This is a genomic window from Streptomyces sp. MS191 (assembly GCF_008042125.1).
Taxonomy (GTDB): Bacteria; Actinomycetota; Actinomycetes; order Streptomycetales; family Streptomycetaceae; genus Streptomyces.
In genome coordinates this window covers 492,840-518,489 of the sequence record NZ_RDBI01000066.1, presented here as the reverse complement: position 1 = coordinate 518,489, position 25,650 = coordinate 492,840, and the positions used below count along the sequence as shown (strand labels likewise).

At 72.5% G+C, this 25,650-nt stretch carries 27 protein-coding genes and 1 pseudogene; 15 read left to right on the top strand and 13 right to left on the bottom strand.

Translation table 11 applies throughout. The annotated features are described in order from the left end of the window. Positions 1 to 3: 3 nt before the first annotated feature. On the bottom strand, positions 4 to 1,017 hold the full coding sequence (locus EAO71_RS31005; RefSeq protein ID WP_147981104.1) for an alpha/beta fold hydrolase: 1,014 nt from the start codon (positions 1,015 to 1,017) through the stop codon (positions 4 to 6). Positions 1,018 to 1,152: 135 nt separating this feature from the next. Between EAO71_RS31005 and EAO71_RS31000 the strand changes: the two genes are divergently transcribed. The 4 genes from EAO71_RS31000 to EAO71_RS30985 all read left to right on the top strand — a co-directional run bounded on the left by EAO71_RS31000 (position 1,153) and on the right by EAO71_RS30985 (position 2,969). After that, on the top strand, positions 1,153 to 1,368 hold the full coding sequence (locus EAO71_RS31000) for a hypothetical protein (protein WP_147981103.1): 216 nt from the start codon (positions 1,153 to 1,155) through the stop codon (positions 1,366 to 1,368). 146 nt (positions 1,369 to 1,514) lie between these two features. Further along, complete coding sequence (locus EAO71_RS30995) at positions 1,515 to 2,174, top strand: TetR/AcrR family transcriptional regulator (protein WP_147981102.1); 660 nt, start codon at positions 1,515 to 1,517, stop codon at positions 2,172 to 2,174. 115 nt (positions 2,175 to 2,289) lie between these two features. Beyond that, positions 2,290 to 2,517 carry a DUF3107 domain-containing protein gene (locus EAO71_RS30990; protein WP_147981101.1) on the top strand — a complete coding sequence of 76 codons (228 nt, stop codon included), beginning with the start codon at positions 2,290 to 2,292 and terminating at the stop codon, positions 2,515 to 2,517. 182 nt (positions 2,518 to 2,699) lie between these two features. Continuing rightward, positions 2,700 to 2,969: a hypothetical protein gene (locus EAO71_RS30985; protein ID WP_147981100.1), complete on the top strand. Its 270-nt coding sequence runs from the start codon at positions 2,700 to 2,702 to the stop codon at positions 2,967 to 2,969. A 97-nt stretch (positions 2,970 to 3,066) separates the two neighbouring features. On the opposite strand, the gene EAO71_RS30980 is transcribed toward EAO71_RS30985, so the two are convergent. Beyond that, positions 3,067 to 3,846: a ferritin-like fold-containing protein gene (locus EAO71_RS30980; RefSeq protein WP_410094144.1), complete on the bottom strand. Its 780-nt coding sequence runs from the start codon at positions 3,844 to 3,846 to the stop codon at positions 3,067 to 3,069. Between the two features lie 512 nt (positions 3,847 to 4,358). Between EAO71_RS30980 and EAO71_RS30975 the strand changes: the two genes are divergently transcribed. Further along, positions 4,359 to 6,566: a DEAD/DEAH box helicase gene (locus tag EAO71_RS30975; protein WP_261992425.1), complete on the top strand. Its 2,208-nt coding sequence runs from the start codon at positions 4,359 to 4,361 to the stop codon at positions 6,564 to 6,566. A 99-nt stretch (positions 6,567 to 6,665) separates the two neighbouring features. After that, positions 6,666 to 7,523, top strand: a complete 858-nt coding sequence (locus EAO71_RS30970; protein WP_147981097.1) for an alpha/beta fold hydrolase — start codon at positions 6,666 to 6,668, stop codon at positions 7,521 to 7,523. A gap of 45 nt (positions 7,524 to 7,568) precedes the next feature. Here EAO71_RS30970 and EAO71_RS30965 read toward each other — a convergent pair whose 3' ends face one another. Continuing rightward, the gene (locus EAO71_RS30965) at positions 7,569 to 8,495 is read right to left on the bottom strand and encodes an NYN domain-containing protein (RefSeq protein ID WP_147981096.1); all 927 of its coding nucleotides are present in this window, start codon (positions 8,493 to 8,495) and stop codon (positions 7,569 to 7,571) included. A gap of 175 nt (positions 8,496 to 8,670) precedes the next feature. Here EAO71_RS30965 and EAO71_RS30960 point away from each other — a divergent pair, with 175 nt between their 5' ends. After that, positions 8,671 to 8,823, top strand: coding sequence for a hypothetical protein (locus tag EAO71_RS30960; RefSeq protein WP_147981095.1), 153 nt, complete (start codon positions 8,671 to 8,673; stop codon positions 8,821 to 8,823). Positions 8,824 to 8,923: 100 nt separating this feature from the next. Here the strand turns inward: EAO71_RS30960 and EAO71_RS30955 are convergent, their stop codons facing one another. The 3 genes from EAO71_RS30955 to EAO71_RS30945 all read right to left on the bottom strand — a co-directional run bounded on the left by EAO71_RS30955 (position 8,924) and on the right by EAO71_RS30945 (position 11,510). Next, a complete protein-coding gene (locus EAO71_RS30955) occupies positions 8,924 to 9,529 on the bottom strand; it encodes a MarC family protein (RefSeq protein ID WP_147981094.1) in 606 nt (201 codons plus the stop codon). Between the two features lie 252 nt (positions 9,530 to 9,781). Further along, positions 9,782 to 10,642: a PHP domain-containing protein gene (locus EAO71_RS30950; protein ID WP_147981349.1), complete on the bottom strand. Its 861-nt coding sequence runs from the start codon at positions 10,640 to 10,642 to the stop codon at positions 9,782 to 9,784. Positions 10,643 to 10,871: 229 nt separating this feature from the next. Then, positions 10,872 to 11,510, bottom strand: a complete 639-nt coding sequence (locus EAO71_RS30945) for a DUF6758 family protein (protein WP_147981093.1) — start codon at positions 11,508 to 11,510, stop codon at positions 10,872 to 10,874. A 192-nt stretch (positions 11,511 to 11,702) separates the two neighbouring features. Here EAO71_RS30945 and EAO71_RS30940 point away from each other — a divergent pair, with 192 nt between their 5' ends. Together EAO71_RS30940 and EAO71_RS30935 are read left to right on the top strand one after the other, a co-directional pair. Continuing rightward, positions 11,703 to 12,992, top strand: coding sequence for an MFS transporter (locus EAO71_RS30940; protein WP_147981092.1), 1,290 nt, complete (start codon positions 11,703 to 11,705; stop codon positions 12,990 to 12,992). A 50-nt stretch (positions 12,993 to 13,042) separates the two neighbouring features. Continuing rightward, the gene (locus tag EAO71_RS30935; protein WP_147981091.1) at positions 13,043 to 13,312 is read left to right on the top strand and encodes a hypothetical protein; all 270 of its coding nucleotides are present in this window, start codon (positions 13,043 to 13,045) and stop codon (positions 13,310 to 13,312) included. Positions 13,313 to 13,367: 55 nt separating this feature from the next. Here the strand turns inward: EAO71_RS30935 and EAO71_RS30930 are convergent, their stop codons facing one another. Beyond that, the gene (locus tag EAO71_RS30930) at positions 13,368 to 13,952 is read right to left on the bottom strand and encodes a suppressor of fused domain protein (RefSeq protein ID WP_147981090.1); all 585 of its coding nucleotides are present in this window, start codon (positions 13,950 to 13,952) and stop codon (positions 13,368 to 13,370) included. Between the two features lie 410 nt (positions 13,953 to 14,362). Here EAO71_RS30930 and EAO71_RS30920 point away from each other — a divergent pair, with 410 nt between their 5' ends. Beyond that, a complete protein-coding gene (locus tag EAO71_RS30920) occupies positions 14,363 to 15,490 on the top strand; it encodes a magnesium and cobalt transport protein CorA (RefSeq protein WP_147981089.1) in 1,128 nt (375 codons plus the stop codon). A gap of 67 nt (positions 15,491 to 15,557) precedes the next feature. Then, a complete protein-coding gene (locus EAO71_RS30915) occupies positions 15,558 to 16,067 on the top strand; it encodes a hypothetical protein (RefSeq protein WP_147981088.1) in 510 nt (169 codons plus the stop codon). A 49-nt stretch (positions 16,068 to 16,116) separates the two neighbouring features. Here the strand turns inward: EAO71_RS30915 and EAO71_RS30910 are convergent, their stop codons facing one another. Continuing rightward, a complete protein-coding gene (locus tag EAO71_RS30910; RefSeq protein WP_147981087.1) occupies positions 16,117 to 16,875 on the bottom strand; it encodes a hypothetical protein in 759 nt (252 codons plus the stop codon). 208 nt (positions 16,876 to 17,083) lie between these two features. On the opposite strand from EAO71_RS30910, the pseudogene EAO71_RS30905 reads away from it, so the two are divergent. The 3 genes and pseudogenes from EAO71_RS30905 to EAO71_RS30900 form a co-directional block, all read left to right on the top strand. Then, positions 17,084 to 18,331, top strand: a pseudogene (locus tag EAO71_RS30905) (magnesium transporter MgtE N-terminal domain-containing protein); the annotation flags it as partial. Further along, positions 18,305 to 18,826: a DUF1003 domain-containing protein gene (locus tag EAO71_RS39330; RefSeq protein WP_261992448.1), complete on the top strand. Its 522-nt coding sequence runs from the start codon at positions 18,305 to 18,307 to the stop codon at positions 18,824 to 18,826. The pseudogene EAO71_RS30905 and the gene EAO71_RS39330, both read left to right, overlap by 27 nt. Before the next feature lie 44 nt (positions 18,827 to 18,870). After that, the gene (locus EAO71_RS30900; RefSeq protein WP_147981085.1) at positions 18,871 to 20,004 is read left to right on the top strand and encodes an Mrp/NBP35 family ATP-binding protein; all 1,134 of its coding nucleotides are present in this window, start codon (positions 18,871 to 18,873) and stop codon (positions 20,002 to 20,004) included. A gap of 58 nt (positions 20,005 to 20,062) precedes the next feature. Here EAO71_RS30900 and EAO71_RS30895 read toward each other — a convergent pair whose 3' ends face one another. The 5 genes from EAO71_RS30895 to sigE all read right to left on the bottom strand — a co-directional run bounded on the left by EAO71_RS30895 (position 20,063) and on the right by sigE (position 24,816). Continuing rightward, a complete protein-coding gene (locus tag EAO71_RS30895; RefSeq protein ID WP_147981084.1) occupies positions 20,063 to 20,692 on the bottom strand; it encodes a hypothetical protein in 630 nt (209 codons plus the stop codon). An 80-nt stretch (positions 20,693 to 20,772) separates the two neighbouring features. Further along, positions 20,773 to 21,228: a sec-independent translocase gene (locus EAO71_RS30890; protein ID WP_147981083.1), complete on the bottom strand. Its 456-nt coding sequence runs from the start codon at positions 21,226 to 21,228 to the stop codon at positions 20,773 to 20,775. A 91-nt stretch (positions 21,229 to 21,319) separates the two neighbouring features. Continuing rightward, positions 21,320 to 23,008, bottom strand: a complete 1,689-nt coding sequence (locus EAO71_RS30885) for a S1C family serine protease (protein WP_147981082.1) — start codon at positions 23,006 to 23,008, stop codon at positions 21,320 to 21,322. A gap of 75 nt (positions 23,009 to 23,083) precedes the next feature. Further along, the gene (locus tag EAO71_RS30880; RefSeq protein WP_147981081.1) at positions 23,084 to 24,061 is read right to left on the bottom strand and encodes an anti-sigma factor family protein; all 978 of its coding nucleotides are present in this window, start codon (positions 24,059 to 24,061) and stop codon (positions 23,084 to 23,086) included. Further along, positions 24,058 to 24,816, bottom strand: a complete 759-nt coding sequence (gene sigE, locus EAO71_RS30875) for an RNA polymerase sigma factor SigE (RefSeq protein ID WP_147981080.1) — start codon at positions 24,814 to 24,816, stop codon at positions 24,058 to 24,060. Before sigE ends, EAO71_RS30880 begins: the two co-directional genes overlap by 4 nt. Before the next feature lie 142 nt (positions 24,817 to 24,958). Between sigE and EAO71_RS30870 the strand changes: the two genes are divergently transcribed. After that, entirely contained in the window at positions 24,959 to 25,624 is a 666-nt protein-coding gene (locus tag EAO71_RS30870; protein WP_147981079.1) for an O-methyltransferase, read from the top strand. Positions 25,625 to 25,650: the final 26 nt, after the last annotated feature.

Genomic DNA, 25,650 nt, shown 5'->3' with positions numbered 1-25,650 from the left:
GGATCAGCTCCCGCAACTGTCGTCTGTATCGCGTTTGGTTTCCGCGGCCGGAGCCGCGTGTTCGGTGTCCTCGATCAGCTCCCGGACCGCCTGGGCGACCGTCTCCGGGTACTCCATCATGGCGACGTGCCCGGCGTCCGGAAGCGTCAGGAGCCGGGAGCCGCGGAACGCCGCCGCGGCCTTGCGCGCCATCCGGTAGGAGACGAGCTGGTCGCGGCCGCCGTAGACGAGGAGCGTCGGGGCGAGCACCCGCTCGGCCTGACGCCACAGTCCGTGCTGGCCGCCGAGCGTGTACGCGTCGACGATGCCGCGCGAGGAGCGGGCCATCGCGTCCCAGAAGTAGGGGAGCTCCAGGCGCCGCTCCATCTCCTCCACCGCGTGCAGCAGCCCCTCGTCGGTGACCCGGCCGGGGTCTCCGTAACAGAGGGAGAGGACGCCGCGGACGCGCTGCTCCGGCGTCCAGTCCCTGGTGAGGCGGGAGAAGAGCGGGGCCACGCCCGGCAGCGCGAGCAGCGCCGTCGGCCAGGCGGTGCGCTGGGCGCGCAGCTCGGGCAGCGCCGGGGAGACCAGCGTCAGCGTCCTCACCAGGTCGGGCCGGACGGCGGCGACCCGGGTGGAGACGGCGCCGCCGAGCGAGTTGCCGATCAGGTGGACCGGGCCGCGGCCGGCGGCGTCGAGCAGCCGGATGACGGCGCGGGCGTGTCCGGTGACCGAGTAGTTGCCGTCGTCCGGCGGCGGCGAGTCGCCGAAGCCGGGCAGATCGACGGCCTCGCCGTCGACGAGGTCCGAGAGCAGCGGCATCAGGGCCGACCAGTTCTGGGACGAACCGCCGAGCCCGTGGACGTAGAGCGCGGGCGCGAGGCCGGGCGTGTCGCCGGGCCTGGCGCGCACGGTGAGCGTGAGTCCGGGCAGTGCCACGGAGCGCAGCTCCTCGCCTTCGGCGACCCGCACGGCGCGGGCGTGCGACGTGGCGGGGGCTGCGGCGGTCCGGGTTTCCGGCAGCTCGGTCGAGGACATGGCCGCAATATTACGAGACGATCACGCGGCGGCGCGTGTGTGTGGCGTCACAGGCTCGGGTGCGCCGCGGAAGGTGTGCTTCTAGGCTCATAGGGAGGGCCATCGGAGAGGACCCGCATGCCGGAAGGAACCCGCATGACTGTCGATCCGACCGAGCCGGACACATTCACCGAGGAAGAGGACGTCGTGCTCGACCAGGAAACCCCGGAAGCCGACGCAGCCGAACAGCACACCGATCTCCAGCAGCGTGAGGACGAGGCGCGCACCCACGTCGAGCAGGACTCGGCCAATGAGGCGGACGCCTCGGAACAGGCCCGGGTGGTCAGCCTGGACGAAGACGACTACCGCTGATTTGTTCGGTTTAATCTTGAAGCGCCTATCGCCAGGCGCGTCCGGTCCGTGAAATTCTGCGTCCGCACCGCGCACAGCCGGGTTACCCAAAAGTACGATGGCGGCGCGGCGCCACAGCGCGCATGGATCGATTTTTGGGAGGCGGCGTGACAGCCATCGAGCAGACAGAGGCAGCACGCCCTCGGGGCACGCGCCTTCCGCGCCGAGCCCGACGGAACCAGCTGCTGGGCGCGGCCCAGGAGGTGTTCGTCGCGCAGGGGTACCACTCCGCCGCGATGGATGACATCGCGGAACGGGCCGGCGTCAGCAAGCCGGTGCTCTACCAGCACTTCCCCGGCAAGCTGGAGCTCTACCTGGCGCTGCTCGACCAGCACTGCGAGTCGCTGCTCCAGGCCGTGCGCACCGCGCTGGCCTCCACCTCGGACAACAAGCTCCGGGTCGCGGCGACGATGGACGCGTACTTCGCCTACGTCGAGGACGAGGGCGGTGCCTTCCGCCTCGTCTTCGAGTCCGACCTGACCAACGAGCCGGCCGTGCGCGAGCGGGTGGACCGCGTCAGCCTGCAGTGCGCCGAGGCCATCTCCGAGATCATCGCCGAGGACACCGACCTGTCCAAGGACGAGTCGATGCTGCTCGCCGTCGGCCTCGGCGGCGTCTCGCAGGTCGTGGCGCGCTACTGGCTCTCCAGCGGATCCTCGATCCCCCGCGACACGGCGGTGTCGCTGCTGACCTCGCTGGCCTGGCGCGGCATCGCGGGCTTCCCGCTGCACCCGACGGACGGGCAGCCGGTCACCGACGGCCACTGAGCCTGTTCGCTCCTGGCGTTCAGCGGCTGCACCGTACGTGTCGCCTCACCGGGCTAATGTGTGCAGCGTACGGCGCGGTGAACGCGCAACGCTGACCGTTCGGAGGGACATAGCCGTGGAGGTCAAGATCGGCGTGCAGCACGCACCCCGGGAGATCGTTCTGGAGAGCGGGCAGTCCGCCGAGGAGGTCGAGAGCGCCGTGGCCGACGCGCTGGCCGGCAAGGCGCAGCTGCTCAGCCTCACGGACGAGAAGGGCCGCAAGGTCCTGATCCCGGCCGAGAAGATCGCGTACGTCGAGCTCGGTGAGCCGGCCGTACGCCGGGTGGGCTTCGGCGCGCTCTGAGACATACGTCCTCGTGACGTGGAAAGGCCCGGCGGACCTGTTCCGCCGGGCCTTTCGCGTGCCGTGCGGCCTCGGGGCCGGTCCACGTGCGGGCGTACCAGGAGGGTTGCGTTCCGGGCGCCCCGGGTAGGACGGCCTCAGACCGATTTGCCCGCCCCGCACCGCACGCGAGGTGATTCGCCGTGTTCCTGGAAGCCCTCGGCTCCGCTCTGCTCGGACTCGCCCTGGCCTGGGCGGCCGTGCACCGGTTGCCCGAACGCCTCCCCGCGCGCGGGGCCGTCCTCGCCACGGGAGCGCTCGGGGCCGTCTTCGGCGCCCTGGTGACCCACGGAGCACTGGGCCCCGGTCACGCCCTGGCCACGCTGATCGGCGCCGCGGCCGTCGCCACGGTCCTGCTCTCGCTGCTGATCCGTCCGGCGTCGCGCCGGTTGCGCCGATCAGCGGCGGCGTGAGCAGCGCCGCCGCCGCCGTCCCCGCGAGAAGAACGCCGGGCCCCCACGGGACCCGGCGCACCAGGACGTGTTGCGAAAGCAGCGCCGTCCGCCCGGATCAGGCGGCCAGGCCCAGCGCGGCCATCCGCTTGGTGTGGGCCTCGGTGATCCGGGAGAACATCCGGCCGACCTCGGCCAGGTCGAAGCCGGCGGCCATGCCGTCGACCCCGCCGACCAGCATCGTCGAGAGCGCGTCCCGCTCGGCCACCACGCGCTGCGCCTGGGAGAGCGCCTCGCCCATCAGCCGGCGTGCCCACAGCGCGAGCCGGCCGCCGACGCGCGGATCGGCCTCGATCGCGGCGCGGACCTTCTCCACGGCGAAGTTGCCGTGCCCGGTGTCGTCGAGCACCGACAGGACGAGGCGACGGGTGTCGGTGTCCAGGCGGGCCGCGACCTCGCGGTAGAAGTCGCTGGCGATGGAGTCGCCGACGTACGCCTTGACCAGGCCCTCCAGCCAGTCCGACGGGGCCGTCAGGCGGTGGAAGTCGTCGAGCGCCTTGGCGAACGGCTCCATCGCGGCCGTCGGCTCGGCGTCCACCGCGGCGAGGCGGTCCCGCAGCTGCTCGAAGTGGTGGAACTCGGCGGAGGCCATCTTCGCCAGCTCCGCCTTGTCGCCGAGGCTCGGAGCGAGCTTGGCGTCCTCGGCGAGCCGCTCGAAGGCCGCCAGCTCGCCGTAGGCCAGCGCGCCGAGCAGATCGACGACCGCGGCGCGGTACTGCGGCACGGCGGATGCCGTGGCCCAGTCCTGGGCGGCGATCCCGGTGAGCTCTCCGGCGGCGTTCTCAGCGGCGTTCTCGGTGCCGTTCCCGGCGTCCGTGGCGTTGTCAGGCGTCTCCATGAAGCGCACAATAGCCCGCCCTCCGGTCGGCGTACGGCCCTGGTCAGTCACTGTGACGGCGCCCTCATCGCGATTTCTCCCAACACACATGCGCGATTCCGGGGTACAGTGGTAATGCGCCTGCTGAGTATGCGGACATGCTTTCGCACGTTCGGACGTACCCGGTGGGCCATCTCATGAATGAGGATGCCCGGTCGGTGGCCCGATCGGCTCCGACCTGACAGCCCTCCCCGCGCACCGCGGAAGGGTCCCTCAGCGGCACGACGCTCGAGCGACGGCAGTGGTCCCGCGCCACCCGGCTGTGATCGTCTCGATCCGGGATCTCCACGATCCGGGATCTCGATCCGGCCGGAAGTGATCCGGCACGGTACGACCCCCAGCGTTCGCCTCGCGCCGCGTCTCACAGAAGAGGCAGCACCCTGACTACGACTTTCCGAGAGCTCGGGATCCTTCCCGAGACGGCCGAGGCGCTCGAAGCCGTCGGCATCGTGTCCCCCTTCCCGATCCAGGAGATGACCCTTCCGGTCGCCCTCTCCGGCACCGACGTCATCGGCCAGGCCAAGACCGGCACCGGCAAGACCCTCGGTTTCGGCCTTCCCCTCCTGGAGCGCGTCACCGTCCCCGCGGACGTCGAGGCCGGCCGGGCCAAGCCCGAGCAGCTGACCGACGCCCCGCAGGCCCTGGTCGTCGTCCCCACGCGCGAGCTGTGCACCCAGGTCACCAACGACCTGCTGACCGCCGGCAAGGTCCGTAACGTCCGCGTGCTCGCCATCTACGGCGGCCGGGCCTACGAGCCCCAGGTCGAGGCGCTCAGGAAGGGCGTCGACGTCATCGTCGGCACCCCCGGCCGCCTGCTCGACCTGGCCGGCCAGCGCAAGCTGGACCTGTCCCACGTCAAGGCACTCGTCCTGGACGAGGCCGACGAGATGCTCGACCTGGGCTTCCTGCCTGACGTCGAGAAGATCATGAACATGCTTCCGGCGAAGCGTCAGACCATGCTGTTCTCGGCCACCATGCCGGGCGCGGTCATCGGTCTGGCCCGCCGCTACATGTCGCAGCCGACGCACATCCGCGCCACCTCGCCCGACGGCGAGGGCGTGACCGTCGCCAACATCAAGCAGCACGTCTTCCGCGCGCACTCGATGGACAAGCCGGAGATGGTCTCCCGCATCCTGCAGGCCAACGGCCGCGGGCTCGCGATGATCTTCTGCCGTACGAAGCGCACGGCGGCCGACATCGCCGAGCAGTTGCAGCGTCGCGGCTTCGCCTCCGGCGCGGTGCACGGCGACCTCGGCCAGGGCGCTCGCGAGCAGGCGCTGCGCGCCTTCCGCAACGGCAAGGTCGACGTTCTCGTCTGCACCGACGTCGCCGCCCGCGGCATCGACGTCGAGGGCGTCACGCACGTCATCAACTACCAGTCGCCCGAGGACGAGAAGACGTTCCTCCACCGCGTCGGCCGCACCGGCCGCGCGGGCAACAAGGGCACGGCCGTGACCCTGGTCGACTGGGACGACATCCCGCGCTGGCAGCTGATCAACAAGGCGCTCGGGCTGGACTTCCACGAGCCGGTCGAGACGTACTCCAGCTCCCCGCACCTGTACGAGGAGTTGGACATCCCGGCGGGCACCAAGGGTGTCCTGCCCCGCGCCGAGCGGACCCGCGCGGGTCTGGGCGCCGAGGAGCTCGAGGACCTGGGCGAGCCCGGCGGACGCCGCGGCAAGAAGGCCGCCGCGGCCCCGGCCGCCGAGGAGCACCCGGCCCGTACCCGCACGCCGCGCCAGCGGCGCCGTACCCGCGGCGGTTCCACGGTCGACGAGACCACGGCCGCGACCACGGCCGTCGAGGCGTCGGCTCCGGCCGCCGCCCCGGCCGCCCAGGAGCAGCCGTCGGAGACGCGCACCCCGCGCCGCCGTCGTCGCACCCGCTCCAGCGGCTCGGGCGCCGCGCCTGCCGCCGCCGCTCCGGCCGCGCAGGCTCCGGCCGCGCAGGCGGCTCCGGTCAGGCAGGCCGCCCCGGTGGCCAAGGCCGCTCCGGTCGCCGCCGCGGAGAAGGTCGAGGAGGCCCCGAAGGCTCCCCGCCGTCGCCGCGCCCGCATCATCCGGCCCGAGGCCGAGACCGTGACCTTCCAGACTCCGGAGAGCGCGGCCGCGGCCGCCGCGGCGGCCGCCGCCACCACCACGGTGGTCGAGGCCCCCGTGATCGTCGAGGAGGCGCCGAAGGTCCCGCGTCGCCGCACGGCCAGGAAGGCCGTCGTGGCCGAGGCCCCGGCCGTCGTCGAGGCACCGGTCGCCACGGAGACCGTCGAGGAGGCGCCGAAGGTCCCGCGTCGCCGCACGGCCAAGAAGGCCGTCGTGGCCGAGGCCCCGGCCGTCGTCGAGGCACCGGTCGCCACGGAGACCGTCGAGGAGGCCCCCAAGGCTCCCCGCCGCCGCACGGCCAAGAAGGCCGTCGCCGCCGAGGCCCCGGCCGCCGTCGAGGCACCGGTCGCCACGGAGACCGTCGAGGAGGCCCCCAAGGCTCCCCGCCGCCGGACGACGAAGAAGGCCGTCGCCGCCGCCGAGGCGCCCGACGCCTCGGAGCCGAAGACGACCACGCGTCGCCGTACGGTCAAGAAGGCCACCGCCCCGGTCGAGGCCGGCGCGTCGGCCGAGCCGGCCGAGGCCCCCAAGGCCCCGCGTCGCCGCACGACGAAGAAGGCGGCGGCCCAGCCGGAGAGCTGACACACCCCGCAGCAGCACCCGCGCGGCGGCCCACCCCCTCCCGGGGGTGGGCCGCCGCCGTGTCCGGGCACGGCCACTGCCTGCGGCTACGCTCCCCTTATGAGCAAGCCCCGGTCCCTGGAACTCCCGCCCCGCACCCGCGCCCGCCGGCTGCGGACGGCACGCGGTGACTTCGCCGTCCTGGACACGGCACCCCGGGGCGAGAGCCGGGGGACGGCGCTCCTGCTGCCCGGCTACACCGGCAGCAAGGAGGACTTCCTGGCCCTGCTCGGGCCGCTGAGCGACGCCGGATACCGCGCGGTGGCGGTCGACGGCCGCGGCCAGCACGAGAGCGCGGGGCCGCGGCACCGGGGCGCGTACACGCGGCGGGCGCTCGCGCTCGACGCCGTCGCGCAGGCGGCGGCGCTCGGGGACGGCCCGGTGCACCTGCTGGGGCACTCCTTCGGCGGGCTGGTGGCCCGCGCGGCCGCGTCGCTGGCGCCGAAGGCCTTCCGCTCGCTGACGCTGCTGTCCTCGGGGCCCGGCCGGGTCGCCCGGCCGCAGCGGGTCCGGGTGCGCGCGCTGCGGGCCGCGCTGGCGCTGCTGTCCAAGGAGCAGGTCTGGCGGACGACGCGCTGGCTGGACAGCCGTGGCGAACAGCCGGACGCGGGCGACCCGCCGGAGATCGTGTACTTCCTGCGCCGCCGGTGGATGCGCACCCGGATCGTCCAACTGGCTGCCACCGGACGGCTGTTGAACCGCGACCCGGACGGCACCCTCCAACTCGCCGGGCTCGGGATGCCGTTGCACATCGCCTACGGGGACGAGGAGACCGTCTGGCCGGTGGAGGAGCTGGCCGCAGCCGCGCACCGCACGGGGGCCCGCCACACGGTGGTGACGGGCGCGGGCCACTCTCCCAACGTCTCGCACCCCCAGGAGCTGGCGGACCGCCTGACGGCGTTCTGGGACCTCTGCTGAGGGCTCCCCGGGCGGGTCCCGGACCCCGGCCGGCCCCGGCGGAGGTCAGAACTGGGCGCGGAGGTGCTGCCAGAAGCCGTCCCGCAGCGCCCGGCGCAGCACCGCGTGGCCGCGCAGGGAGCGGCTCAGCAGCTTCTCCCCCTCGATGAGCAGGTCCTGGTCGACCGGGCCCGGCAGGTACGGGTGCCCTGGCAGCAGCTCGGCCAGCGCGTCCGGGCCGCGCTCGGCGAGCCAGGTGGCGGCGATCTGCGCGCCGACGAAGCGGACCTCGTCGCGCGACGGGGGCGGCTCGCCCTCGTTCTCGTAGGTCGTGACGGGGCGCCGGGTGACGTAGGGGCGCCAGAAGTCGAGGTCGAAGGTGCGCTGGCTGTCGACCTCCCAGAGCAGCGGCTCGGCCTGGTTGCGCCCTTCGGAGGCCTCGATGCCCCAGAGGTGGACGCGGGCGCCGTAGCCCTGGGCGGCCTCGACGGCCGAGACGAGGTCCTCGTCGCCGCCGACGAGGGCCGCGTCGCTGATGGCGCGGTGCCGGGCGAGGGACTCCAGGTCGGAGCGGATGAGGGAGTCGACGCCCTTCTGCTGGTTGTTGGCGTTCAGGTTGCCGAGGCGCACCTTGACGTCGGGCAGTTCGGCGATCGACTGCTGCTCGGGGGTGTGGATGCGCCGCCGGGCGCCGTCGTACCAGTAGACGCGCAGCAGGCGGCTGTCCGCGAAGATCGTGCGGGCCTTGTCGATGAAGGCCTCGATGAGCCCCTCGGCGTCGAGGTCGAAGGAGCGCCGGTCCTCGGTACCCGCCACCAGCAACCCGGCCGCAGCATAGACGTAACCTGCGTCGACGAAGATGGCGTGGGTCGAAGGGGTCTTGGCCACCTCGGCCAGCATCCGCTGGAGGAGCTCATTGGTGCGCTCCAGGCGGGCACCGAGCTCGCCCACGGGGTCGCCGGGCGGTGTCTGAGGGTTCTCTGCGTCGTTCATACGGGCCTCATTGTCCGCCGCTGCCGAGCCTCCCGACAACGCCCCCTACCTGCGAGTAGTTAGGCATCCAAAAAATTTCCTTAGCGTAGGGAATGTTTGCAGGGTGCATCCCGTTGGACCCATGTGTAACCCAGTTCTCCATCAGGAGGATCAACTCAGACGAAGGGAGAAGCCTGTGCGCTTCGAAATCCTGCGACTCGACGACATCGACGGCACGCCCGTCGACCGGACCGTCGTGGACGCCGCCTCCGTCAACCGGATCGTGCAGCAGGCCGCTTCGATCGGTCAGCGCATCTGGATCCGCCCGGCCGACACCGCGGCCTCGTAACGCCGCAGGGCCTGAGGGCACTCACTCACGCACCGCGCCCCCGCACGGACTCCGTCGCAACGGAATCCGTACGGGGGCGCAGTGGTGTCCGGGGGCGGGCTCAGCTGCCCTGGATCACCTGGGTGACGCCGTTGATGATCTGCTGCACGGCGATGGCCGACAGCATCATGCCGGCGAGCCGGGTCACCAGCACGACACCGCCGTCCTTGATGACCCGGATGATCACCAGCGAGTAGCGCATGGTCAGCCAGAGCACGACGTGCATGGCGGCGATCGCGGTCCAGACGGAGATCTGCGCGCCGACGCCGTCGGCGTGCTGCACCGCGAGGATCACCGACACGATGGCGCCCGGCCCGGCGAGCAGCGGCATGCCGAGGGGGACCAGCGCGACGTTGACGTCCTTGGTCTGCTTGGGCTCGTCGGTCTTGCCGGTGAGCAGGTCGAGCGCGATGAGCAGGAGCAGCAGTCCGCCCGCGATCATCAGCGCGGGCACGGAGACGTGCAGGTAGTCGAGGATCTGCTGCCCGAGGATGCCGAAGACGGTGATGACACCGAAGGCCACGGCGACCGCCTGCCAGGCCATGCGGCGCTGCACCTTGGCGGGCCGGCCGGAGGTGAGGGCGAGGAAGATCGGGGTGATCCCGGGGGGATCCATGATCACAAAAAGGGTCAGAAAGAGCGAGCCGAAGACGGCGACGTCGAACACGGTGAGCCTTGCGAGTCGGGATGTACGAGGGGTGTGGGACTGGGGAGTCGCACGGGGCGGCACGATGCGGGCGCGGCACGATGCGGCGCGGCGCGTGCGTGACCACGCGGGCAGGCATCCGCGACGAGAACGCCGCGGAGAGACCGACGGCGACCCACCCGTGGAGGGGTGTTCCGTCGGTGTGACCGCCCTCAGCGAGGACTGGGGGGCCTGTCGATCAGTCCGGCACGATCGGCAGGGCGGCCCCTGGGGTCAGGCGCGTCCCCCGGCGCCGGGAACCGGGAAGGCTCCGGCCGCGCGGCGGGTGATCTCGCCGTAGATCTCGGGGTCGGTGGTGTACTCGCCGAGCCGGCAGGTCTTGCGGCTGCCGTGGTAGTCGCTGGAGCCGGTGCCGAGCAGCCCGAGCTCGCGGGACAGGCCGCGCAGTCGGGCGCGGGTGGGCTCGTCGTGGTCCATGTGGTCGATCTCGATGCCGTCGAGGCCGGCCGCGGCGAGCCGGGCGATGGCGGCCTCGGGCACGACCTCGCCGCGCTTGACGGCGAGCGGGTGCGCGAAGACGGTGACGCCGCCGGCCGCCTTGACGAGCCGGATCGCGTCGAACGGGTCGAGTTCGTGCTTCTCCACGTACGCCCGGCCGCCGTCGGCGAGCCACTGCTGCGTGAAGGCGCCGGAGACGTCGGGGACGACGCCCAGCTCGACGAGGGCCTCGGCGATGTGCGGGCGGCCCACCGAGCCGTCGCCGGCGATGCGGGCGACCTGCTCCCAGGTCACCGGCACGCCCAGCTCCTGGAGCTTGCCGACCATCGCCTGCGCGCGCGGCACCCGGTCGTCCCGGACCAGTTCGCGCTCGGCGGCGAGTTCGGGCTCCTCGGGGTCGAAGAGGTACGCGAGCATGTGCAGTCCGATGCCGTCGATCCGGCAGGACAGCTCGGCCCCGGTGACGAGCGTGAGCCCTTCGGGCAGCGCGGCGATCGCCTCGGCGTAGCCGCGGGTGGTGTCGTGGTCGGTGAGGGCGACGACGTCGAGCCCGGCGGCGGCCGCGTTGCGGACCAGCTCGGCGGGGGTGTCCGTACCGTCCGACGCCGTGGAGTGGGTGTGCAGATCGATGCGCACGACGCGGTACTCCAGGGGGCTCGGAACGGACAAAGGGGCCGCTCCAGCATAACGGGCGTATCGAACACCCGGTCCCGTTCCGCGGACACCGGTACGGATCACCCGGCGCCGACCGGGCGGGCACCCGGTCCCCGGCCGTCCGGGCCGGGTCCGCGGAGGCGGCCGGACGCGCCGGTCACGCCTTCGGGTGGGGCGCCGGGCCCGCGCGGGGTTGCCCGAAAGTCGCTCGTCAGCCGAGCAGACGGGGCGTCAGCGCCCCGCAGGGCAGCAGCTCGACCTCCGCGCCCGCGTCGCGCAGGTCGGTCAGCACCAGCTCGTCGTACATCAGCAGGCCCGACTGCTCCGGCCAGACGATGGCCCACAGCCAGAGGCCGCGCGCCTCGCCCGCGAAGACGGCGCGGTCGTGCGGGGTTCCGGCGACGTGCCAGAGCGGGGTGGGGCGGCCCGCGGCGAGCACCTTGGTCTGGGGCGGCTTGTCGATGGAGATGCCCGCTCCGGGGTCGGGGCCGTCGATCCCCGCGTAACGCGCCCCGAGGCCGACGCCGAGCTCCTCGGCGATCAGCAGCAGCTCGCCGATGCCCCCGAGCGGGCCCGGCCCCGAGCAGGCGACGGCGGTCGCGCGTCCACCGCTGCGGTCGTCACCGGCATAGGCGACCCCGGTGAAGAGCCAGCCGACGGGCAGGGGCCACGGCATCCACACCGGCACCTGGGCCCGGTGCACGACGACACCGAGGGATTCGACGCTGGGCGGGATCACGGGTTGCAAAGGGTGCACCGAGCCGTGCACGTCGCACTGCCAGGAATCGGCAAACAGTCCGGGCGCCCTGACCCGGCCACCGCACTTCGGGCAACTGGGTTCGCCCCTCATAAGGCCCAACGGTCCTACCCCGTCGCGCTCGCGTCAAGGACGATCACCCGTCCGGCCGGGACGGTTCACCCCCCACGGTAGATGTATCTTGCATTTATTAGATCGTCTAACTTATTCTGTGTACTGCACAACCATCCGTCGGACGCCGCGGCGGGCACGCCGCCGGCGCGGGCACCAGGGAGAGGGACTTCCGTGGAAAGAGACGACCCCTTCGACGAGGCCGACGAGGCCGACGAGGCCGACGAGGCGGCCGAGGCCGCCGAGGCCGCGACCCGCCCCGGCGCCGGCCTGCTGCGTCAGCCCCCGGCGGTGTGGGCCACCGCCGGGGCCTCCGTCGTCGCCTTCATGGGCATCGGCCTGGTCGACCCGATCCTGCCGTCGATCGCCCAGGGCCTGCGCGCCACGCCCAGCCAGGTCTCGCTGCTCTTCACCTCGTACTTCCTGATCACGGCCGTCGCGATGCTCGTCACCGGCTTCGTCTCCAGCCGCATCGGCGGGCGCCGGACCCTGCTCGCCGGCCTCGCCCTCGTCGTGGTCTTCGCCGGGCTCGCCGGCACCTCCGACTCCGTCGCGCAGCTGGTCGGCTTCCGCGCCGGCTGGGGACTGGGCAACGCGCTCTTCGTCTCGACCTCGCTCGCCGTGATCGTCGGCGCCGCGGCCGGCGGCAGCGCGGCGGCGATCCTGCTGTACGAGTCGGCGCTCGGGCTCGGCATGGCGTGCGGGCCGCTGCTCGGCGCCGTCCTCGGCGACGCGAGCTGGCGCTACCCGTTCTTCGGGACGGCCGTGCTGATGGCGATCGGCTTCCTGTGCATCGCGGTCTTCCTGAAGGAGCAGCCCAGGCCCGCCCGCAGGACGTCGCTGCTCGATCCGATCAAGGCGCTCGGGCACCCCGGGCTCGCCTCCGCCGCGGCCGCCGCGTTCTTCTACAACTACGCGTTCTTCACCGTGCTCGCGTTCACGCCGTTCGTCCTGGACATGAGCCCCTACCGGTCCGGCGCGGTCTTCTTCGCCTGGGGCGTGCTGCTCGCGGTCTTCTCGGTCCTGGTCGCCCCGCGTCTGCAGCGGCGCCTCGGCTCGGTGAACGTGCTCGGCGGCTCCCTGGTGCTGCTCGCGGCGGACGTCGTCGTCCTCGGCTACGGGAACCACACCACGGCGATCGTCTGCACGGTGCTGTCGGGCGCGTTCATCGGCGTCAACAACACCGTCTTCACCGAACTGGCGCTCGGCGTCTCCGACGCGCCGCGCCCGGTGGCGAGCGCGGGCTACAACTTCGTCCGCTGGTTCGCCGCGGCGGCCGCCCCGTACTTCGCGCCGAAGATCGAGGAGTGGAGCGACCTCCACATGCCGTTCGTGGTCGCCGGCGTCGCGGCCGTCCTCGGCGCGGCCGTCGTCCGGACCCGCCGCGCCTCCCTCACCCGCGGGGCGGCGGAGGCGGCACCCCGTCACGCCGCGGAGGACGGCGTGGGGGTCTTCGCGGGCTGAGGCCGCGTCATGGCCGGTTTGCCGTGGCGGGCACGGGCAAAACGGAGCCCATGAGAGGCATCGACTCCGTCATAAGAACCATCGCGCACGTCCTCGCGGGCATCCTGGTCGTCTGGATCGTCATGGACCTGCTCGACGCCAACCGGGCGAACACCCTCGTCGACTGGTTCCACACCGCCGCCGACTGGCTCGCCGGCTGGTCGATCGGGCTCTTCGAGGTCTCCCAGCACAGCCTTCAGGTGCTGCTCGACTACGGCATCCCCGCGGTCGTCTACGTGGTGATCGCCGACCTCGTGGCCCGCAGGGCCGTCGCGCGCTGACCCGGACCGGGGACCGTCCCGCCGACGGTCGTCCGGTCCCGGCCCGTACGCTCCCTCAGTCCAGCGGCACGGACCCGCGCAGCGGATCGCGCAGGTCCGTGCCGCGGGCCAGCCAGCGCTCCTCCAGGGCCTTCGCGCCGTGCACCCGCTTCCAGGCCGCCTCGTTCGGCGTCATCGGCAGCAGCGGCAGGAACTGGACCGGGTCCATCGGGTCGTCCAGTTCCAGGTCCTCCACCAGACCGCCCGGCTCCGCCACGAGCACGGAGGTGAACGAGGCCCCCGGCCACAGGGGTTCACCCACGTAGAGCGAGGCGCCGGCGGCCACCACGACCCCCTCCACCTGCGGCGCCGAGGCGAGGACCGCGAGCGGGCGCAGCACCTTGTCGGTGTCCGCGAGCCCGCCGCGCACCGACAGCACCAGCTCCGCGCGCGGGCCCTTCACCGGGTCCGCGAGCGCGGCCGTCGGGTCGGCCATCGGTTGGGCGGACATCCCGAGCGTCGCGTAGCGCACCACGTCGCCGTCGACGAAGCGCAGCACCTCGATCCGATCGGTGCCGAGGAACGTCACCGCCGCCCGCGCGTCCGGTTCGCCGAGCGCCGTGCGCAGCCTGGCCTCGACCAGAGCAAGAACTTCTCCCATGCAGTGAGCATAAAGCGCGTATGGAACGGGCAAAGGAAGGGATTGACCCTCAGTCGGCTGATAGTCTTGGCCGCTGGTCGGGACTCCCGACTACTCGTCATCCCCCACGGGGGACCGGCTGGAGGAGGTGGGGCTGCGTGGATCGAAGTCGATCGGGCAGTACCAACCGCTCTTCCGCCCCGCACCCCGGCCCGGTGCATCTTTTCCGGTGACCTGAGGACCTTCCCCGTCCCCGTCACCCGGCAGCTCGCACGACGGAAGAGCATTTCGCCTTTGCCTGTCTGTAGCGAACGCCGTCACCGCGATCCCGCGGTGCCGCCCGCTTTGCGGACGTAGGACATCAGGTCCACGCCCCCATTCCGGGCTGTGCCACGCCTCGCCGACGGCTTCTCCGTGAAGGAGCATGCCGAATGTCGATGATCCGTGACCTGCGCGCCGCGGTCCGTCCCACCCTGCGGCCCAGCCTGCGCAAGACCCCCACCGTCTACACCGCCTACGACCCCACGCGTGACCCGTCCGCGTCCAGCGCGGTCGTCGACTGCGCCGTCTACCGCGACGGCCGCCGCGTGGACGACCACGACTGCCTGACGCCGCGCGGCGCGATGCGCCAGGTACGCGAGAGCGGCGGCTTCGCGTGGATCGGCCTGCACGAGCCGACCGAGGCCGAATTCGCCGGTATCGCGGCCGAGTTCGGGCTGCACCCGCTGGCCGTCGAGGACGCCGTGCACGCCCACCAGCGGCCCAAGCTGGAGCGGTACGACGACACCCTCTTCACCGTCTTCAAGACGATCCACTACGTCGAGCACGCCGAACTCACCGCCACCAGCGAGGTCGTGGAGACCGGCGAGGTGATGTGCTTCACCGGCCCGGACTTCGTCATCACCGTCCGGCACGGCGGTCAGGGCTCCCTGCGCAACCTCCGCCACCGCCTCCAGGGCGAGCCGGAACTGCTGGGCAAGGGCCCCTCGGCCGTGCTGCACGCCATCGCCGACCACGTCGTCGACGGCTACATCGCGGTCGCCGACGCCGTCGAGCTGGACATCGACCAGATCGAGATCGACGTCTTCTCACCGCCGGCCAAGGGGTCGACGCGCGGCACGGACACCGGCCGGATCTACCAGCTCAAGCGCGAGGTGCTGGAGTTCAAGCGGGCCGTCACGCCGCTGCTGCGCCCGATGCAGCTGCTGAGCGAGCGGCCCATGCGGCTGGTCGACCCCGACATCCAGAAGTACTTCCGCGACGTCGCCGACCACCTGGCGCGCGTGCAGGAGCAGGTCGTCGGCTTCGACGAACTGCTCAACTCCATCCTCCAGGCCAACCTGGCGCAGGCGACGGTCGCGCAGAACGAGGACATGCGCAAGATCACCTCCTGGGCGGCGATCGTGGCCGTCCCGACGGCGGTCTGCGGCGTGTACGGCATGAACTTCGACCACATGCCGGAGCTCCACTGGAGGTACGGCTACCCGATGGTGCTGCTGGGCATCACGGCGATCTGCTTCACCATCCACCGCACGCTGAAGCGCAACGGCTGGCTGTAGGCGGCGCCGGTCCGGTCCGGTCCGGTCCGGCATCGTCCGCGGGGCGCCCGCTGGATAGGCTGCGGGCATGACGGAAACGCTGCCCGGCCCCGCGCTCGTCGAGGAGGCCACCAAGAAGTCCGGCCTCATCTGGGTCCGCGGCGAGGCCCCGGCCGCCCGGGCCCTGTGGCACGTCTGGTTCGACGGCGCCGCCCACGTCGTGGGCGACGGGCCCGGCGAGCAGCCGCTGCCCGGACTCCCGGCCGGCGCCACCGCCGAGGTGACCGTCCGCAGCAAGGACAAGGGCGGCCGGCTCGTCGCCTGGACCGCCGAGGTGCGGGAGCTGGCCGCCGGCTCGCCCGAGTGGGACGCCGCGGTGGCCGAGCTGAAGGGCAAGCGCCTGAACGCGCCGGACGGCGAGGCCATGCCGGAACGCTGGGCGCGCGAGTGCCGGGTGCTGCGGCTGGAGCCGGTCGACTCGACGACGGACCTGCCCGACGGGTCCCTGGCCGCCGTGCCGCAGCCCTCGGGCGCGATCACGAGGCGGCCCGTGCCGGCCGCGCTGCCCCGGCTGCTCCTGCGGCGCCGCAAGCGCTGACAGCCCCGCCCGCGCGGTCCCTGGCCCGGCCGGGAGGCCCCCGCACGGTTCAGGTGCGGGGCAGCTGCTTGCCGTAGTCCAGCGTCTGCTCCCTGGCGGGAGCCGCCAGCGGGAAGTCCTTGTCCCACTCCGAGAGCACCACCACGCCCGCGCCGCCGCCGCGCGCGAAGCGGAGCGGGAACGGTGTGCCGTCCAGCGAGACGTCCAGCGTGCCGCCCTCGCCGTCCTCACCGCCCTTGACCTTCACGGTGCGCAGGCCGCCGATCTTGTCCCGGTCGCCCTTGACGACGTCCCCGTGCAGGCCGATCAGCCCGTCGAGGAGCACGTCCATCTCGGTGAAGCCGCGCAGCTGCTTGTACGAGGGGTCGTCCTGCGGGATCTTCACGTACTTGTCGTCGAGCGTGTCGGCGGCCTCGGTGTCGGCGTCGCCCGGCGTCTCGGCCGCCTTGTCGTCGTGCGCCCAGAAGCCGGCGTCGGCCTTGAGGTAGAGCGCCTCGTCGATCCGCAGCAGCTCGAAGGTGCCGTTCTTCGTGGTGACCGAGCCGCTCGCGCCGTTCTGCTTGAGCCGCATGTTCAGCTTGTACGTGCCGCCCTTGCTGACCAGCGTCCCGGCCAGGCGCACCGCCTTCGCCGCGTCCGCCGCGGACTGCGCCTTCTCCTCGATGGCGGTCGCGGTCAGCTTCCCGACCCCGTTGGTGCCCTCGTCCGGGTCGGAGGCGCAGGCCGTGAGACCGGCCGCCAGCCCGGCGCAGAGCGCCACGGGCAGGACGACCCTGCGGATACGCGATGCCGGAGTACGAACGGTCACCTGCGCTGCCTCTCGTGTTCTTCGGGCCGGTGGGGCGGCCGCGTCGGTGGGGGGACGGCAGCTCGCAGCGTACCCGGGGCGGTCACCGCCCCCGACAGGCAGCCGTACGGGCGCTCTGCCGAAGCGGCACGGAGGGTCACGGGCTAGCCTGAACCCGGCATCCCCCGGCAATCAGACCGATCCGGCGGCAGTAGAGGAGGCGCATGGCATGGCGGCAGGCGCCCCACGGATCTTCGTCTCGCATCTCGCCGGAGTCCCCGTCTTCGACCCCAACGGTGACCAGGTGGGCCGGGTCAGCGATCTCGTCGCCATGCTCCGGGTGGGCCGCAGGCCGCCCCGGCTGCTCGGCATGGTCGTCGAGATCCACCTCAGCCGCCGCCGGATCTTCCTGCCGATGACCCGGGTCACCGGCGTCGAGTCCGGCCAGGTCATCACCACGGGCGTGGTCAACATGCGCCGCTTCGAGCAGCGGCCCACGGAGCGACTGGTCCTCGGCGAACTCCTGGACCGCCGGGTGAAGCTGGTGGGGCACGACGGACAGGCCGAGGAGGTCACCGTCCTCGACGTCGCGATCCAGCAGCTGCCGGCCCGCCGCGACTGGGAGATCGACAAGGTCTTCGTCCGGCGGGGCAAGGCCGGGGCGCTGCGCCGCAAGGGCGAGACGCTGACGGTGGAGTGGTCCGCGGTGACCGGCTTCTCCCTGGAGGAGCACGGGCAGGGCGCCGAGAGCCTGCTCGCCACCTTCGAGCGGCTGCGCCCCGCGGACCTGGCGAACGTGCTGCACCACCTCTCCCCCAAGCGGCGGGCCGAGGTGGCCGCCGCCCTCGACGACGACCGGCTCGCCGACGTCCTGGAGGAGCTGCCGGAGGACGACCAGATCGAGATCCTCGGCAAGCTGAAGGAGGAGCGGGCCGCGGACGTCCTGGAGGCGATGGATCCCGACGACGCGGCCGACCTGCTCTCGGAGCTGCCGGAGGAGGACAAGGAGCGCCTCCTGACCCTGATGCAGCCGGACGACGCCGCCGACGTGCGGCGGCTGATGGCGTACGAGGAGCGGACCGCGGGCGGCCTGATGACCACCGAGCCGATCGTGCTGCGGGCCGACGCCACGGTCGCGGACGCACTGGCCCGGGTACGGCAGCAGGACCTCTCCCCCGCGCTCGCGGCGCAGGTGTACGTGTGCCGGCCGCCGGACGAGACGCCGACGGGCAAGTACCTGGGCACGGTGCACTTCCAGCGGCTGCTGCGGGACCCGCCGTTCACCCTGGTCGGGTCGCTGGTGGACAGCGACCTGCCGCCGCTCGCCCCGGACACGCCGCTGCCGGCCGTCACCAGCTATCTCGCCGCGTACAACATGGTCGCGGCGCCCGTCGTGGACGAGAGCGGTTCGTTGCTGGGCGCGGTCACCGTCGACGACGTCCTGGACCACCTGCTGCCGGAGGACTGGCGCGAGACGCGCCGGGCGAGGCTGCTGCCGGAGTACGACCCGGAGGCCTTCGGACGGCTCTCGGAGCGGATCGCCCGCTTCCTGGGGACCGGGCGTTTCCTCGTCTGGATGACCCTGACGATCATCGTCTGGGTGCTCTGGAACATCTTCGCGCCGACGTCGCTGCGGTTCGACGAGTACCCCTTCATCTTCCTGACGCTCGCGCTGTCGCTCCAGGCGTCGTACGCGGCGCCGCTCATCCTGCTCGCCCAGAACCGGCAGGACGACCGGGACCGGGTCAACCTCGAACAGGACCGCAAGCAGAACGAGCGGTCGATCGCGGACACCGAGTACCTGACCCGGGAGGTCGCGGCCCTGCGGATGGGGCTCGGCGAGGTGGCCACCCGGGACTGGATCCGCTCCGAGCTGCAGGACCTGCTGAAGGAGATGGAGGAGCGCCGCGACGGGCACCGGGATCTATTCCCCCAGGGCGCCGACCACAGAAGTGACGTACCCGACCGCTGACGGGTCTTTCCGGGGTCGGTGGTCGGCGCCGTACCATCGTCGGTATGGCTACGGAAGACGCGGTGCGCGAAGCACTGGCGACGGTGAACGACCCCGAGATCAACAAACCGATCACCGAACTCGGCATGGTGAAGTCGGTGGAGATCGGATCCGACGGCAGGGTCGCCGTCACGGTCTATCTCACCGTCTCCGGCTGCCCGATGCGCGACACGATCACCCAGCGCGTCACCGACGCCGTCTCCCGGGTCGAAGGTGTCACCGGTGTCGACGTCTCGCTCGACGTGATGAGCGACGAGCAGCGCAAGGAGCTGGCCACCGCCCTGCGCGGCACCACCGCCGAGCGCGAGGTGCCGTTCGCGAAGCCCGGCTCGCTGACCCGGGTGTACGCGGTCGCCTCCGGCAAGGGCGGCGTCGGCAAGTCCTCCGTGACGGTCAACCTCGCGGCCGCGATGGCCGCCGACGGGCTGAAGGTCGGCGTGGTCGACGCCGACATCTACGGCCACAGCGTGCCGCGCATGCTGGGCGCGGACGGCCGTCCGACGCAGGTCGAGAACATGATCATGCCGCCGTCCGCGCACGGCGTGAAGGTCATCTCCATCGGCATGTTCACCCCGGGCAACGCGCCGGTCGTCTGGCGCGGCCCGATGCTCCACCGCGCGCTGCAGCAGTTCCTCGCCGACGTGTACTGGGGCGACCTCGACGTGCTGCTCCTCGACCTGCCCCCGGGCACCGGCGACATCGCGATCTCGGTGGCCCAGCTGGTGCCGAACGCGGAGATCCTCGTCGTGACGACCCCGCAGCAGGCGGCGGCCGAGGTGGCCGAGCGGGCCGGATCCATCGCGGTCCAGACCCACCAGAAGATCGTCGGCGTGGTCGAGAACATGTCCGGGCTGCCGTGCCCGCACTGCGACGAGATGGTCGACGTGTTCGGCACGGGCGGTGGCCAGAAGGTCGCCGACGGCCTGACGAAGACCACGGGCGCCACGGTCCCGGTCCTCGGCTCGATCCCGATCGACGTCCGCCTGCGCGAAGGCGGCGACGAGGGCAAGCCGGTCGTGCTGACCGACCCCGACTCCCCGGCGGGCTCCGCCCTCCGTGCCATCGCCGGCAAGCTCGGCGGCCGGGCGAGGGGCCTGTCGGGCATGAGCCTGGGCATCACCCCGCGCAACAAGTTCTGATCCGTCACACGGCGAAGGGCGCCCCCGAGGGGGCGCCCTTCGCCGTGTCGCGTGGCCGTCAGGCGTACGCGTCGAGGTCCTTGACCGCGGAGAACCCGAGGCCGTAGGCGCTCATCCCGCGGCCGTACGCGCCGAGATGGACCCCGGCCCGCGTGGCGCCCGCGAGGACCCAGCCGAACTCCGACTCCCGGTAGTGGAAGGGCATCGGCACGCCGTCGACCGGCAGCGACAGGGTCGACCACTCCGGCCCGTCGAGGTCGTCCGCCAGCTCGAACGCGGTCTCCGTCTGCTGGTCCAGCCAGTCGTTGCGCAGGGCGTGGTCGAGCTGCGCCGGCCACGTGTACGTGAGCAGGCCCGAGCCGGCCAGCCAGGCAGCGGAGGAGACCGTGGTGGCGTCCAGCACCCCGGTGCCGTCGCCGGTGCGCCGTACCGGGCTCGCGGCGACCGTCACGACGACCGCGAAGCGCTCCTTCTCGGCGCCGCTCGCGTCGGACTTTATCGACGGCTCGTCGCCGTGCCCCATCGATCCGTGCTGGACGGTACCGTCCGCCGCCGTGCCCACCTGCATCAGCCAGCGGGCTCCGGCGAACGCGTCGTCAAGGCCGTACCAGGCGAAGGACGCCGCCAGATAGCCCTCGGCCGTGCGCCGGGACGCGGGACCCCCGTCCACCCGACTCGTCGTCTCCATCTCGGCCGCCTCCTCGATCCGTCATGCCCGCGTCGGCGGACAACAGATGGAGGATAGCCACCGGGTCGCACCCGGCGGTGTCAGGTCGCGTCGGAGTCGTACGGCGGGCGGTCGTCGCGGGCCGGCTTGTCCTGCTTCTTCAGCAGGTCGGGCGCGGCCGATCCGTTGACCGCCGCGGGGACGGAGGACGTCGCGGGGGAGGCCGACTCGCGGCCGTGCACCGCGTCGGCGACGTCGTTCATCTCCTTCTTGAGGTCGAAGCTGCTGCGCAGGTCCTTGAGTTCCTTGAGGTCCTCGTTGCCCTCCAGCTGCTTGCGCAGGAAGGTCTTCGGATTGAGGTCCTCGAACTCGAAGTCCTTGAACTCCGGACCGAGCTCGGTGCGGATGTCCTGCTTCGCGCTCTCGGAGAACTCCCGGATCTTGCGGATGAAGCCCGAGACGTCCTGGATGACCTTGGGCAGCTTCTCCGGGCCGAAGATGAGCACGGCGAGGACCACGAGCGTCACGAGCTCGAGTATGCCTAGGTCGTTGAACACCTTGCTGCTCCTCACGCGGGGTCCGGGGCCCGCTCCACGGTACCCGCCGAAACTGCCGGGCGGGTACCTCGTGGTGTCGGCGGAATGGCGCTCAGGTGCCCTGGGAGGAACCGAGCGTCAACGTCTTGGTCTGCTCTTTACCGGCGCGGACCACGGTCAGTTCCAGCTTGTCGCCCGGACGGTGGGCGCGGATCTTCACGATCAGCTCCTCGCCGTTGTGGACCCGCTGGCCGTCGACCTTGGTGATGACGTCCCCGGGGCGGATGCCGGCCTTGGCGGCGGGGCCGCCGGGGGTGATCGAGGCGGAGCCGTCCTTGCCCTTGTCGCCGACCCGGGCGCCGTCGCCGCTGAACTGCATGTCGAGGCTCACACCGATGACGGGGTGGGTCGCCTTGCCGGTGTTGATGAGCTCCTCGGCGACGCGCTTGCCCTGGTTGATCGGGATGGCGAAGCCGAGGCCGATCGAGCCGGCCTGGCCGCCCTCGCCGCCCGTGCCGTTGTCGGCGGCCCGGATGGCGCTGTTGATGCCGATGACCCGGGCCTTGGAGTCGACCAGCGGGCCGCCCGAGTTGCCCGGGTTTATCGGGGCGTCGGTCTGGAGGGCGTCGACATAGCTGACGTCGCTGCCGTCGCCCTTCTCGCCGCCGGCGGTGATCGGGCGCTCCTTGGCGCTGATGATGCCCGAGGTGACGGTGTTCTGGAGGTCGAAGGGCGCGCCGATGGCGACCACCGGATCGCCGACCCGGACGTCGTCGGAGTTCCCGAGCGGCAGCGGCTTGAGGTTCGAGACGCCGGTGACCTGGACGACGGCCAGGTCGTAGCCGGTGTCCTTGCCGATGAGCTTCGCGCTCGCGGTCTCGCCGCTGCTGAAGGTGACCGAGATGTCGCCGGCGGAGGAGGCCGCGTCGACGACGTGGTTGTTGGTCAGGATGTGGCCCCGGGTGTCGAGGACGAATCCGGTGCCGGTGCCGGAGGAGCCGCCGCCGCTGACGTGGATGGTGACGACGCTGGGCAGGGCGCTGGCGGCGATCCCGGCGACGCTCTCGGGAGCCCGGGCTGTGTCCCCGGACCCGGCCTGCGGCAGCTCGATGGTGGTGAGGCCGCCGTTGCGCTCGACGTAGGAGCCGATCACGCCGCCGAGGACGCCGGTGACGAGGGCGAAGGCCAGGACGCCGGCGAGCGCCAGGCCGCGGCGCCGGCGGGGCTTGGCGGGCGGTTCGACGACGGCGCTGAGCGGGGCGCCGTGCGAGGTCCAGGGGTCGTACTGCACCCACGGCGCGGGCGTCTGCTGCGGCGCCGGCAGGGGCGCGTGCGGAGCGGGGCCGTGCGGCAACGGCTGCGGCTGCTGCCGCGGCGCCGCCTGGGGGGCGGGCGCGTGCGGCTGGTGCGGCGCGGCGGGCGCCCACGGCCCGGGACCGCCGTACGGCGGGGTCCGGTACTCGTCCGGCTCGTGCAGCGGCCGCGCCTGCTGCGGTACGGACGGGGTGACGGGCAGCTCCGCCGTCTCCGCGGCGTCGGCAACGCCCGTGACACCGATGTCGGTGGTACCGGCGGCCTGCGGGGGATCCGCCGGCGCCGAGGGGTCCTGCGCCGGCGCGGGAGCGGCCGCCGCGGCCGTTCCCGCGGCCTGCGGGGCCGCGGGCGCGGCGAGGGTGAAGTCACCCTCGCCCGCGGCCGGGTCCGCTGCCTCGTAGGCGACCGGCTGCGGCGCCGGCAGCGGCGTACTCGCCGGCCGGCTCCACCACTTCGGCTTCCGGTCGGTGGGCTTCCCGTCGTTCATGCTCTCCCCGCCACAGCTGACCTGTCCGCGCCCCTGTGTCGGGCGCCCCTGCGGGGGATTCAACCAGGTCCGCGGTCAGCGGTGGGCGGTGAGCGTGTTCGGCGAGGGGCTGGGAGTGCCGAGCGAGGCCGGGACGGGGGCGGACGGCGAGCCGCTCGGCGCCCCGAGTCCGGGCCCGAACGTCAGATGCAGGGCCGTGCCCGAGGGCCGTATGAACGGCGAGACCTCCGTCAGCGACCGGGTGGCCGGGACCTGGCGCTGGAGGGAGACCACGGGCAGCGCGGACGTGGGCGTCGGGGTGCCCGGGACCAGCGGACCCGTGACGACCGTGCCGGGCGTCGACGTGACACCGCCCGCCGTGGCCAGGGTCGCGGGGCCGGACCGCTCCCCCGCGCGTTCGCCCCACCGCGCGCCGCGCCCGGTGGGCGTGCCCGCGTTCGTCGCCGTGCCGGTGCCCGCGGGGGTGCCGGTGCCGGTGGCCGCGGAGCGCAGCGGGGTCACGTTGTTGCCCGTGCCGTCGCCGCGGGCGCCCGCGTTCACGGAAGCTTCCAGCGGAAGGGCGCCGCCGAGCGCGATGGCGGCGAAGGAGACCGCGCTGGCCGCCACGAAGGCGAAGCGCCGTCCGCGACCGGCGGAGCGGTCGTGCTCGGGCCGGCCGCCCACCGCGTGGATGCGGAAGCCGGAGTGCGGGGAGACGGGTGAGGCCGTGGCGAAGCCGTCGGACTTCACCGCGCCGACGCCGCCGCTCATCTCGAAGAGGCCGTCGAAAGGTCCCCCCCGGCGGTGGTCACCCCCCGGATCGCCCGGTCCCCCGGGCAGCCCCTGGAGGCGGGCCAGCAGCCCTTCGGAGGGCGGAGGAGGCGCGGTGGAGGCGAAGACGCTCTTCAGCCTGCGCTGGGCGTCGGCCTCCGCCTTGCATTTGGCGCAGGTCGCGAGGTGGGCGAGGACCCGATCGCGGGCGTCGTGGCCCAGCTCGCCGTCCACGAGGGCGGCAAGCCGGTCCCCGAGGTGGTGCTCCGCGGGGGTCGGGCCGACAGGACTGGTTCCGGTCACGCCGTTCCGCCCTCCCAGCCGACGGCCGCGAGCGCACGCTCCGCCCGGGCCTCGGGAGACCGGTGCTTCAGCGCCTTGCGCAGGTGCGAGCGGCCGCGGTGGATACGGCTGCGGACCGTGCCGAGCTTCACGCCGAGCGTCGCGGCGATCTCCTCGTACGAGAGTCCTTCGATGTCGCAGAGCACGACCGCGGCCCGGAACTCGGGCGCGAGGGTGTCGAGGGCCTGCTGGACGTCGGCGTCGAAGTGGGTGTCGTTGAACACCTGCTGGGGCGAGGGCTCGCGGCTGGGCAGCCGCTCGGCCGCGTCGTCGCCGAGCGCGTCGAAGCGGATCCGCTGCTTGCGGCGGACCATGTCCAGGAAGAGGTTGGTGGTGATGCGGTGCAGCCAGCCCTCGAAGGTGCCCGGCGTGTACGTCGACAGCGAGCGGAAGACACGGACGAAGACCTCCTGGGTGAGGTCCTCGGCGTCGTGCTGGTTGCCGGTCAGCCGGTAGGCGAGGCGATAGACCCGGCCGCTGTGCGTGCTGACGATCTCCTCCCAGGTGGGCGGAGTCCACGCCTGCGATTCCGCGTCCGATGCGAAGGTCGCGGTGGTGGGTGCGGCGTCGGTGGTGTGGATTCGGTCAGCGGTGTCGGTCACGGATTTCGGCTCACCCGCCGACCTGAGAAGACGCCGAAGCACTCCTCCCCGATCCCCAGGCGCAGCCGCACCTCCCCTGTCGGCTCTGGTGGTGTCCAGTGGAGCCCCTACCATAGCCACCTCGCCCGTTAGCTCCGGATAAGAATCTTTACGCGAATTTGGGGCCGGCCTCGGCCACCGCCGCGTGTCGTCCCACACCCTCTCTGAACGCCCGGTCCCATCTGCGGGTTCCCGTGCGCAGCGGATACAGTCACCGTTGCGCCAACTAAGGGGACAGGAGAGGGCCATTACCGCCAACCGGCAGACGAGCTGGGCGTTCGCCGACGCCTTTGTCGCCGAGGACGAAGCGCTGCGCTGGGCCCGTGACCGGGCCCGGGAGGCAGCGCTGCCCTCGGTGTCACCGGGCACCGGCGCCGCTCTGCGCCTGCTGGCCGCCACGGCCGACGCGAAAGCCGTGGCGGAGATCGGTACCGGCACGGGCGTGTCCGGCATCTATCTGCTGTACGGGATGCGGCCGGACGGCGTCCTGACGACCGTGGACCTGGAGCCGGAGCGCCAGCAGTTCGCGAAGACGGCCTTCCGCGCCGCGGGTTTCGCCGGGAACCGGGCCCGGTTCATCCCCGGGCGCGCCCTGGACGTGCTGCCGCGGCTCGCGGACGGCGGCTACGACCTCGTGTTCTGCGACGGGGACCCGCTGGAGTCCCTGGACTATCTCGCTGAATCGTTGCGCCTGCTCCGACCTGGGGGTCTGGTCTGCTTCGAGGGCGTCTTCGCGGACGGCCGCACGGTCGACTCCGCGGCGCAGCCCGCGGAGGTCCTGAAGATCCGGGAGCTGCTCCGCGCGGTGCGCGAGAGCCAGGAGCTGCTGCCGTCGCTGCTGCCCGTGGGCGACGGCCTGCTGTGCGCGGTACGCCGCGGCTGAAGGCCCCTCGCCCGGCCCCGCGGGCC